Here is an 11719-nt window from a genome sequence, read left to right as displayed (position 1 = left end):
TTACGTAAGTTCTGATTTTGGGTGGAAGCGAGTTTTTATATCTGTAAAGGTGTCTATAATTTGTATCTTTGCACCAAAATTTTACTAACTGTAAGTACTGATATTTGTGAATTATAACAGCGTTTGGCTTATCGCCATATTGATTTTAGTGGGACTAGTGCTGACAAGTTGCGCTACTCCTACATCGCCAACAGGGGGTCCTGCTGATGAACAGGGTCCAGAGATTATCCGTACCCAGCCTAAAACCGGCACTACTAATTTTAGTGGACAAAGTGTTACGCTTCATTTTTCCGAATTTGTGGAGCGATCGTCTCTCAATCAGGCTATCGTTCTCGAACCTGATATCGGCATTTCATATAGTATTGACTGGGGACGAAAATCTGCGGAAGTAGCATTTGATCGTCAAATCCCTGACTCAACAACCCTAATTTTAACTGTGGGAACTGATTTGAAGGATACGAATAATAACGGGATGTCCTCTCCTAAAAAGATTGCCGTTTCTACTGGTTCTGAAATTGACGAGGGGGAGATTATCGGAAAAGTTATTGATGCAGCCACGGGAGAAGGATCAGAAGGTAAGCGCGTTTTGCTCTATCGAGAACCTTATGATTTAACAAAAAAAGCCGATTATATAGCTTCTACTGATACATCGGGACAATTCCAATTCTCTTATCTTCCACAGGGAAAGTTTAAACTTTTTTGGGTCGATGATCGCAACAGAAATAAAGTTTGGGATCCCCAACAGGAAAGAGCTCAGCCTTTCAAAAAAGAGTTTGTAACGTTGAAGAAAGGAGGTAAAGATACACTGGGAACGTTATTTTCAACCTCTGTAGATACAACCCAACCGACCTTGCAAGGGGTAGGATTGTTTTCATCAAACCGTCTGCGAATGCGGTTTAGTGAAGATATTGTATTGTCTGATAGTGCCAATATTGTTATAACGGATACGCTGGGAAATGAGTACAGTACGGCTTGGCCGCTGTATATTCCGCCGAATGAACCCTACATCTTGTTTGCTCACAGTAGGGATTCGTTGGCTCCCGAAACGAGTTACAACCTTAGCACCACTGGTATTTTTGATGGATCTGAAAATCCGGTTGCAGATTATACGGATTCATTTACCGGATCAGCACAAGAAGACACAACGCAACAACGAATCATAAAAAGAAATACCGTGTCGGGATATTATCCTGACGAGCCATTTGAAATTACCTATGCCAAGCCCATCGATGACCCCGCAATTACAGATTCGCTAAAGATTGTAGAAGCAGATTCTCTTATCGATTCGTGGCCAAATGTTGATACAGAACAAAATATATTACGGATTAGACCCAACGAGCAATGGAAAGATGGGGTATCGTATGAGGTACGAGTTTGGGATCCAAAGGTGGAGGATTATCGTAAATTTGATCCGAAAATCTGGCACTCTTCCCAAATGGGATCGTTGAACATCATGATGGAAGATTCTACCCTGAATAACCTACGATTGCGTATTGAAAATAAGGAATCTGGTTTTGAAAGGGATACCTTGTTTACAGATCAGATAGAAATCGATAATTTACCACCACTCAGTTATAAGCTGACGGTTTATCATGATGAAAATAATAACGGCCGCTGGGATTATGGACAAATAGATCCATATATAAAGCCCGAACCTTACTATATAAGAAAGCAAGTGCCGGTAGAAAAAGGACTAACCGGTGATCTTACTATCGAATTCCCCAATTAGATAAGAATTTGTAGTCTCCCTGTTTGATGAAGAAGAAGCTCAAAAAACTTACGCCATTCATAAGCATCATTTTCTTTGCTTTTGCGTTGTGGTTCCTTGATCAGGAGCTACAGCAGTATGACATGTCGGAAGTGATGACCCAGCTATCGGAAATTCCCAATCAATATATTCTGTTTTCGCTGGTACTCTCATTTTTAAGCTACCTTTTGTTAACGGGATATGATGCACTGGGCGTGCGATATATTGGAGAAAATCTCGAGGCGGGTAAAATTATACGCGCGGGATATGTGGGATATGCCTTTAGCCATAATATCGGACTGGCTTTAATAACAGGGGGTTCTATCCGATATCGTATTTATTCGGTTTGGGGATTTACGGGCATGCAGGTAACGCAAATTGTAGCATTCAGCGCATTTACCCTCTGGATCGGTTTTTGTGCTGTGGCAGGTCTTGCTTTGCTTTTTGCTACTCCCGACTTGCCGAATGATGTTGTGCTTCCATTTGTATCGCTTCGGATTTTGGGAGTAATTTTATTAGTGATGGTGGTGGTTTATGTATGGGCAAGTTATAAGTTCAAAAAGGAGATTACTTTTAAAGGTTGGTCATTTCGATTTCCAGATACGAGATTAGCATTACAACAAGTTCTCATAGCATCAGTAGACTGGTTGTTAATGGCTTCGGTATTATTCGTTTTACTACCAGAGGGAGGCATTAATTTCTTTAGCTTTGTAGGGGCCTTTATGCTGGCACAGATTGTGGGCTTATTTAGCCAGGTTCCGGGCGGACTTGGTGTTTTTGAATCAATTATGCTAATGTTCTTGACTAACTTTATGCCCGGCTCACAAGTGTTGGGCATTCTGGTGGTATATCGCATTATCTATTATATACTGCCACTTTTGGGAGCCTTAATTGTATTAGGGTATCAAGAGTATATCGTCAATCGACGCAAAGTAAAAGTATTACAACGTAAAGCCGCCAATTGGGTACCCAGAGTTGTCCCACAGGTTATGAGTTTTTCTGTCTTTATCGGCGGATCCATACTGCTTTTTTCTGGAGCTGTTCCCTCAGAGGTACCCCGTATGGAATGGCTTCAGCATTTTATACCATTGCCGGTTATCGAGATGTCGCACTTTTTTGCCAGCTTGGTAGGGGCTGCGTTATTGGTATTGGCCAGCGGATTGCAGCGTCGTAGTGATGGGGCCTATCACTTAACCGTTGGATTGCTCATTTTCGGTATTTTATTTTCACTACTAAAAGGAGCTGACTACGAAGAGGCTTCAATGTTGTCAGTGATGCTTGTTGCGTTGATTCCATGCCGTGATGAATTTCACCGCAAAGCATCGTTAATGGATCAGTTCTTTTCCGCTCGCTGGTTCACCTTGATTTTGATGGTATTAGCCAGTGCTATCTGGCTTGGCATGTTTTCTTATGGACACGTTGAATATCAGAAAGAACTTTGGTGGCAGTTTACTTTGATGGGGGATGCCCCCCGATATATGCGGGCCATGGTTGCAGTATTGGGTTTTGCTATTATTATAGGGCTTTTAAAATTAATTCGTCCTAAACATAAAGAGACGAAGGAACCCGGTAAAAAGGAACTACTGATTGCAAAAGATATCAGTAGCCAATCTCTACATTCGATTTCCAATCTTGTATTGTTGGGAGACAAAGAGATATTACTAAATGAATCCAATTCTTCATTTATAATGTTCGCCAGAGAGGCACAAAATTGGGTCACCTTAGGAGATCCCGTTGGACCTGCCAATGAAGCTGAAGAGTTAATATGGGAGTTTTATGATGAGTGTTCTAATCAGGGATATAGTCCAATATTCTATCAGGTAGGAGAGGAGTATTTAGAAGAATATGTGGATTTAGGGCTTACTCTTTACAAGTTGGGAGAGGAAGCGCATATCGGTTTGTCCGGTTTTGATCCAGAGAAATCTATCCATAACAAAGTTTGGTCGGGCTATCAAGAGCTGGAGCAGCGAGATTACAGCTTTGAGATCATTCCGCAGGAATCAGTAGCATCATATTTGCCCGAGCTTAAGTCCATTTCAGATGCCAGTCTTCGGGCAAGGAATAAGAGAGAACGAGGCTTTTCTGTGGGCTATTTTGATGAAGGATATTTAAGCCAGTTTCCTATAGCGGTAGTCAAAAAAGGAGAAGACCTACTGGCATTTGCCAATATTCTACAAGGAGCTGGTAAATACGAGTTGACTACCGATTTACTCCGATACAGACCGGAATCACCGGCAGGCATTATTGATTATATGTTAATTCATACGATGCTTTGGGGAAAGCAGGAAGGGTTTAGGCAATTTAATTTGGGGATGGCACCACTTTCGGGAATGGGTGAACACGACTTTTCTCCGGGATGGAATAAGTTGGCAGATTTTGTGTATACCTACGGTGAAAATATCTATGGCTTTAAAAAGGTCAGGAGATATAAAAGTCAGTTTAATCCAACTTGGGAGCCTAAATTTATAGTTGGTCCCGGGGGATGGTCGATGCCACGAGCACTATCAAATCTTACTAACATCGTTTCTGGTGGTTTTGATAGCATTATGACCAGGAAGTAAGTTGTTTTTTTGAGGTCACAGCCAATAAATAATGTCCCTTAAATTTCTTACCTTTTGTTCTAAACACATCCAACAGAAAATGAGAAGAATATTATGTCTGAAGACACCATGACCTCTGATCAAGCAACAGAAGCCGCTGCCAAAGAAGATTCAAAAACAAAGAATAGCAGCCAGCCGGAAGTATATGAGGCCGATCATAAGATCCGTTTTGTAACGGCTGCCAGTCTCTTTGATGGTCATGATGCCAGTATCAACATCATGCGCCGTATTTTACAGAGTAGTGGAGCAGAGGTTATCCATTTGGGGCATAACAGGTCCGTGCAAGAAATTGTCGATTGTGCCATCCAAGAAGACGTACAGGGTATTGCTGTGAGCTCGTATCAGGGCGGACATATGGAATATTTCAAATATATGGTGGAGCTGCTTGAAGAGCGTGGAGCTTCGCATATTAAGGTCTTTGGCGGGGGCGGCGGTGTTATTGTGGGTGATGAGATTGAAGAACTGCATGAAGCGGGGGTCTGTCGCATTTTCTCTGTTGAGGATGGTAGCGAAATGGGGCTACAGGGCATGATTAATTATATGCTCGAAAAATGTGACTTTGATACCGCTGAAATTGAAGAAGTGGATGCCCAGGATATTACTGAAAGAGATACTATAACGATTGCGCGTTGTATCTCAGCGTTGGAGAATAACCACGAAGATATCATTACGTTTAAAGATGATAAGCTATTTGATGGAAAGGGAAATTTGATTCCGTCACAAAAAAATGGAAATCCCATTCCGTTGATAGGGATTACCGGAACTGGAGGGGCAGGAAAAAGTTCGCTCACAGATGAGCTTATCAGACGATTTTTATCGGAGTTTGAGGATATCAATATTGCTGTTATTTCTATTGATCCCTCAAAAATACGTACCGGGGGAGCTCTATTGGGTGACCGAATCCGTATGAACAGCCTCGATCCTGAGCGTGTATATATGCGCAGTCTTGCAACGCGAGCGACTAATCGAACTACTAGTGAAGCTATTAAAGGAACCATCGAAGTTTGTAAGACAGCCGGCTTTGATCTGGTAATTGTTGAAACCAGTGGAATTGGTCAGAGTGATACTGAAATTGTTAATATCTCGGATATCCCGCTGTATGTAATGACCAGTGAGTACGGAGCGGCAACACAGCTGGAAAAAATAAATATGCTGGATTTGGCCGAATTGGTGGTGCTTAATAAGTTCGAAAAGAAAGGTTCGCAGGATGCGCTTCGTGATGTCCGCAAGCAAATGAAACGCAACAGGGGCGCCTGGGATCTTGATCCCGAAGCAATGCCGGTATATCCAACGATAGCGGCTCAGTTTAACGATGAGGGGGTAAATCGGTTGTTCAAGGCCATCGTTGATAAAGTAAATGATTATTACAGTATAAACTGGGAGACTAAGCTACATACAAATGCGGAACCTGCCGAAGATATTCAGGCACAGTCTATTATTCCTGGAAAACGTCAGCGTTATCTGTCCGATATTTCTGATACCATTCGGGATTATCACAGTTGGGCTGAACAACAGGTTGAGATTGCTAGTAAACTGGAAAATGTAACCGGTACCATCGAACAGATTGACCGTTGGGATCCTGATGAGAAAGATGAGCTGAAGGTAAAACTGCAGTCAATGCGGGAGCACTGGCTCAGTAAGTTGGATGCACATTGTAAGAAGATCCTTGAGCAATGGGATGATTTGTACGAAGAGTATCAGCAAGAATATGTAGAAGTGCAGGTTCGTGACAAAACCTTCAAAAATAAAATGTATCGTGAGTCGCTCAGCGGACTTAAAATTCCGCGTGTTGCTCTTCCCAAAACCAAGCACAAAGGAGAACAACTCAAATTTGCGCTCAAAGAAAACCTGCCGGGATATTATCCTTTTACGGCCGGGGTCTTTGAATTCAAGCGAGAAGGAGAAGATCCCACACGGATGTTTGCCGGTGAGGGAACGCCCGAGCGGACTAACAAGCGATTTCACTATCTGAGTGAGGGCATGCCGGCCGCTCGGCTTTCTACTGCATTTGATTCGGTAACCTTATATGGCGAAGACCCTGATCACCGTCCGGATATATATGGCAAAGTTGGAAATTCGGGTGTGAGCATTTGTACGATTGATGATATGAAGAAGCTGTATTCCGGTTTTGAGCTTACCTCTCCCAAAACATCGGTTTCTATGACCATTAATGGCCCGGCTCCGATGATTCTGGCGATGTTTATGAATACGGCCATTGATCAGGAAGTAGAGCGTTATCTCAAAGAAAATGGAAAGTGGGAAGATGCCCAGCAAAAAATTAAAGAATACTTTGATGAACGCGATGTAGAAGCTCCTGAATACAATGATGAATTACCTGATATTAGTGATGGGTTTGGATTAGGCCTGTTGGGAATTAGCGGTGATAAGTTAATAGATGATGAAACGTATGAGGAAATAAAAGAAGAAGTACTTTCGGTTGTTCGGGGAACTGTTCAGGCGGATATCCTGAAAGAAGATCAGGCACAAAATACCTGTATTTTCTCTACCGAATTTGCACTAAAAATGATGGGCGATATCCAGCAGTATTTTACTGATCATGACGTTCGAAACTATTATTCGGTGTCGATTTCGGGCTACCATATTGCAGAGGCCGGGGCTAATCCAATCACGCAGGCGGCCTTTACACTGGCTAATGGATTTACATATGTAGAATACTATTTGTCCCGGGGTATGGATGTGGATCAGTTTGCTCATAACCTTTCGTTCTTTTTCAGTAATGGGCTCGATCCCGAATATGCGGTAATCGGTCGTGTGGCGCGACGCATTTGGGCGGTAGCCATGCGGGAGAAGTATGGTGCTAATGAACGATCGCAGAAGTTGAAGTATCACATACAAACCAGTGGACGTTCATTGCATGCTCAGGAAATTCAGTTTAACGACATTCGCACTACGTTACAGGCGCTGTTGGCTATTTATGACAACTGTAACTCATTGCATACCAATGCTTACGATGAGGCGATTACTACACCAACCGAAGAGTCGGTCCGTCGGGCACTGGCTATACAGCTGATTATCAATAAAGAAATGGGACCTGCCAAGAACGAAAATATTAATCAAGGTTCTTACTTTATTGAAGAATTAACCGACTTGGTAGAAGAGGCGATCCTTTCCGAGTTTGATCGCCTAACGGAACGAGGCGGCGTACTCGGTGCAATGGAGAACATGTATCAGCGGGGCAAGATTCAGGATGAGAGTCTGCATTATGAATCCAAAAAGCATAGTGGCGAGCTTCCGATTATTGGCGTCAATACTTTTAAAAATGAAGATGCTGAAAGTGCAGAGGACGAAAAAGAAGTTGATTTAATCCGTTCTACCAAAGAAGAAAAAGAACAGCAAATTCAAGGGGTAGAAGCCTTCTGGGAGCGTAATGAGGATGAAGCTGAGGAATCGATTGAACGCCTGAAAGAAGTGGCTCGAAATAATGGTAATATCTTTGAAGAGCTGATGGAAACCGTGAAAGTGGCTTCACTGGGTCAAATTTCTCAGGCGTTGTATGAGGTAGGCGGACAGTATCGTCGGAATATGTAATTGATCTCTAACCATCAATTGGTAATATGAGGAAGATATTCGTTACGATAGGATTACTATTTCTGTTTTTTGGCATTGCAGAAGCTCAAATAACAGATTTTGAACCAAAGGTATATACTGACAGTGATGGAGAAGAATTACAATATCGGATATTGAAGCCTGCCAATTACGACAGCACTAAAAGCTATCCGCTCGTTTTATTTTTACATGGCGCCGGTGAACGAGGGAATGATAACTACAGCCAATTAAAGTGGGGCGTTTCTCATTTTGCGGAACCTAAGTTTAGAGAGCGATATCCTGCTTTTGTTATTGCACCACAGATGGGAGAGGGAGAATTTTGGTCTCAGCTTATCACATCACGTGATACTACCGCTTTTACAGCTTCAATGGGTGAAACTCCCACTCGACCAATGAGATTAACGATTGAATTGCTGGAAGAACTTCAGGATAAGTACTCGGTGGATTCTAATCGTCTTTATGTAACCGGTATTTCGATGGGCGGATTTGGTACCTTTGATCTAATTCAGCGCTTTCCCAATAAATTTGCAGCGGCTGTTCCTGTCTGCGGAGGAGGTGATGTAACGCGTGCTTTTATGCTTACAGATATACCCATTTGGGCATTTCATGGAACCAATGATGAAGTGGTACAGCCTGAATTTTCACGATCGATGATTGAAGCTATACGTATTGCAGGCGGCAGCCCGGGCTATACCGAATATCCTGATGAGGGCCATATTGGTGCATGGGTTCAGGCGTATCGCAATCCGCATCTGTATGAGTGGATGTTTAGCAAAGAATTATCGTCAGCAAATTAATCTTCTTCCCACTTTTAGGTATTATAACCAAATAAGAGAAGCCCGAACTTGTATTAACTAAGTTCGGGCTTTGTAAAAAGAGGAAGAAATATTTGCTACTCTTCAGCTACAGCAAGCATACCCAATAGTCGTTCTGCCTCTGTGACTTGATCGCTGTTATCATATTCATTGATAATTTTCTGGGCATACTGTTGGGCTTTTTCAGTATTGCCGGCATCATGATAAGCATTTGCTGCTTCCAAGTAATTATAGGGTGTTGTAGAATCATTGACATCCCATTCGGCCGCTTTTACATACATTTTAGCTGCTTCAGCATGATTGCCAAGCTCAGTATGTATTACAGCATGAAAGGAGAGTGGACCTACGCCCATAATGCCTTCTGGTACTTCATAATTTTCAATATACTGCAGGGCTTCTTGGTAATTGCCTAATTTGAATTCACTAACTGCTGCATAGTATCGAGCTAAATTTGCAGCATCCGTCATCCCGTAATTATTGATGATTTGTTCAAATCCCACCGTAAAGTCGGCGTCAGATCCTGTAAGGGCTTTTTCGTAATTTCCTTGTAAATAAGCTTCTGAAGCCTGTCCCATAAGTTGCTGCGCTTCATTTTCTTGAGCTTCAGCGTAGTAATAGTATCCTACCGAGCCACCGATCAGAATAATTACTGCAATAGCTGCCCCAATTACAGTGTTTTTATTTTGGTCATAAAAACTTTGGGCCTTTGAAAAAGTTTCAAGGAGTACGTCTTGTTCTAATTCTTCTTTTACTTGTTTCTTGCTCATAGTTTAAACTTATTGTCGGTTGATTTCAGGAGTAGCTGAAAATATGATTGTTTTCTTTGATAGTAAAATTTAAAGAGTTTCTAGCTTACCTTTCGAAAGTTGATAAATGGTATCAGATCTGTTGGCAATTTCTTTTTCATGGGTGATTAGTAGAATGCTGACATCCTCAATTTCCCTGAGATTAAACAGATAGTCCAAAATAACTGAGGTGTTATCTTCATCAAGGTTTCCGGTTGGCTCGTCGGCAAGTATTAAATCGGGATTGTTCATCAGCGCCCGCGCCATGGCTACACGTTGCTGCTCACCACCTGATAGCTGTGTAGGGCGATGTTCGGCCCGGTCGGGGATGCCGAACTCCTTTAATAGATAGTTAGCTCTTTGTCCGGCATTCTCGGGTGTTTGTCCCTGTATAAGGGCAGGCATCATAATGTTTTCGAGCGCAGTAAATTCAGGCAATAGGTGATGAAACTGAAAAACAAAACCTAACTTGTTGTTTCTAAAACTTGCCAGTGATTCCTGATCCATATCATAAATTGATTGTTCCTCCCAGAGCACTGTGCCGGTATTGGGTTTATCAAGTCCACCGAGAATATGAAGCAGCGTGCTTTTTCCACTGCCACTGACGCCAATTACTGTTGATATAGAACCTTTTTCTATTCTTATTGAGGTGTCATCAAGAACGGTTAAGGTACCGTTGCCGGACTCGGTCTTATACTGCTTGGTAATATTTTTTCCTTCTAAAATAATCGCCATTGGAAGATACTACTCTTCAAGATTACTTCTGTTAAATCCTGGGTAAATAATAGGTTCAATATGTTCGCAATTAGCTGTATTGGTATTTACTTTGGCAAGAACAGCACAAAGCTGGTTGTTGCCGTTTGCCAACCGGTAACGATGAGGCGTAGCTAACTTAAAACGATTCATAGAAACATTTTTATCCATGCCTAGTACCGAGTCAAAGGAACCGGTCATACCTGCATCACTGATGTAGCCAGTTCCCTGCGGAAAAATTCGGGCGTCATTAGTAGGTACATGGGTATGTGTTCCAACCATGACTGAAATATTACCATCTAAATCCCAGGCTAAGGCAAGTTTTTCAGCCGTAGCTTCTGCATGAAAATCCACAAAAATGATATCCGTTTCTTCTTGGATTCGTTCGATAACCCAATCTGCAGTATTAAAAGGGCAATCAATATCCTGCATAAAAGTTCGTCCTTGCAGATTAATTACACCAATCTTTTTATCGGTATTGGGGATCTCATATGTTCCAAATCCATAGCCGGGATTCCCTCTGGGATAGTTCATGGGACGTAAAATATTGCCATCCTCTTTCATGTAATCAAAAACCTTCCATTTGGCGAAGGAGTGATTTCCACCTGTTATCACATGCACGCCCAAATCATAAAGACGCTTAATAATAGATCGGTTGATGCCCTTACCTTCGTGGGAATTTTCCCCATTCGCGATAACAAAGTCGGCATCATACTTGTCAATAAAACCGGGTAGTACCGTTTCGAGTAAGCTTAAACCCGGCTCACCTACAATATCACCTACGAAAAGTATATTAATCAGATTTTTAGACATGCTGTTGATTATTTAAACAAAAAATAGCTTCTGAAATGAAGCTGTAAAAGTAAGGAAAATAATGGCCTTATCAGAATTGAATTAAGAGACTATTGGCGTATCTCTTCAATGAAATTTTCGAGAGACTCATTGACATTTTTCAGCGTTTTATCCCCTTGCTGATTGAGTTCACGGTTTCTTTTTCGTTCTTCGAATAGCTCCTCGGCAATACTGAGGGCTGCAAGGGTCATGATAGTGGTATCGGGCTGCTTGTTAAGCTCCTTTTTATATTGACGAAATTTATCATCAACATATCCGGCAATGCGTTTCATTGCCTCCTCTTCAGATTCTTCAACCTTAAGAGGGTACTGCTTGCCAAGTATGGTGATTTTTATGGATTTCATTGATTATCCTCCAGGTGATTATCAATTTTTGATATTAAGCCCAATACTTGGTGACGAAGGGAAAGCCGCTCCGATTCGGAGATAGCAGAATAGATATCAGTTTGTCCATCCTGAATTTCTTTTAATTTAGAGCGCAGATCACTGTTCTCTTTTTTAAGCTCCTTGATTTCATCATTCAGAGATTGAACCTCCTCACGAATCTCATCAAGTAGCTCATGAAACTGCTCCTGATATGGACTTTCGTTTGATAACACTA

At 41.9% G+C, this 11719-nt stretch carries 9 protein-coding genes; 4 read left to right on the top strand and 5 right to left on the bottom strand.

Translation table 11 applies throughout. The annotated features are described in order from the left end of the window. Positions 1-106: 106 nt before the first annotated feature. The 4 genes from U5J89_RS07760 (at position 107) to U5J89_RS07745 (ending at position 8711) form a co-directional block, all read left to right on the top strand. Entirely contained in the window at positions 107-1729 is a 1623-nt protein-coding gene (locus U5J89_RS07760) for an Ig-like domain-containing protein (RefSeq protein ID WP_322575040.1), read from the top strand. A 26-nt stretch (positions 1730-1755) separates the two neighbouring features. Beyond that, positions 1756-4308 carry a bifunctional lysylphosphatidylglycerol flippase/synthetase MprF gene (gene mprF / locus U5J89_RS07755; protein WP_322575039.1) on the top strand — a complete coding sequence of 851 codons (2553 nt, stop codon included), beginning with the start codon at positions 1756-1758 and terminating at the stop codon, positions 4306-4308. Between the two features lie 93 nt (positions 4309-4401). Further along, on the top strand, positions 4402-7896 hold the full coding sequence (locus tag U5J89_RS07750; protein ID WP_322575038.1) for a methylmalonyl-CoA mutase family protein: 3495 nt from the start codon (positions 4402-4404) through the stop codon (positions 7894-7896). A gap of 26 nt (positions 7897-7922) precedes the next feature. Beyond that, the gene (locus U5J89_RS07745; RefSeq protein WP_322575037.1) at positions 7923-8711 is read left to right on the top strand and encodes a prolyl oligopeptidase family serine peptidase; all 789 of its coding nucleotides are present in this window, start codon (positions 7923-7925) and stop codon (positions 8709-8711) included. 95 nt (positions 8712-8806) lie between these two features. On the opposite strand, the gene U5J89_RS07740 is transcribed toward U5J89_RS07745, so the two are convergent. From U5J89_RS07740 to U5J89_RS07720, 5 genes are all read right to left on the bottom strand, one after another. Then, entirely contained in the window at positions 8807-9496 is a 690-nt protein-coding gene (locus U5J89_RS07740; protein ID WP_322575036.1) for a tetratricopeptide repeat protein, read from the bottom strand. A gap of 69 nt (positions 9497-9565) precedes the next feature. Further along, positions 9566-10249: an ABC transporter ATP-binding protein gene (locus U5J89_RS07735; RefSeq protein WP_322575035.1), complete on the bottom strand. Its 684-nt coding sequence runs from the start codon at positions 10247-10249 to the stop codon at positions 9566-9568. 9 nt (positions 10250-10258) lie between these two features. Then, the gene (locus U5J89_RS07730) at positions 10259-11080 is read right to left on the bottom strand and encodes a TIGR00282 family metallophosphoesterase (RefSeq protein ID WP_322575034.1); all 822 of its coding nucleotides are present in this window, start codon (positions 11078-11080) and stop codon (positions 10259-10261) included. Between the two features lie 89 nt (positions 11081-11169). Next, complete coding sequence (locus U5J89_RS07725; protein ID WP_322575033.1) at positions 11170-11463, bottom strand: cell division protein ZapA; 294 nt, start codon at positions 11461-11463, stop codon at positions 11170-11172. Then, positions 11460-11717 (bottom strand): hypothetical protein, encoded by a 258-nt coding sequence (locus U5J89_RS07720; RefSeq protein WP_322575032.1) that lies wholly within the window; start codon positions 11715-11717, stop codon positions 11460-11462. Before U5J89_RS07720 ends, U5J89_RS07725 begins: the two co-directional genes overlap by 4 nt. Positions 11718-11719 lie beyond the last annotated feature (2 nt).

The organism is Fodinibius sp. (assembly GCF_034521915.1).
Taxonomy (GTDB): Bacteria; Bacteroidota; Rhodothermia; order Balneolales; family Balneolaceae; genus Fodinibius.
Note: the sequence above shows the minus strand (reverse complement) of the source record. Positions and strands in the feature narration are given on the sequence as shown.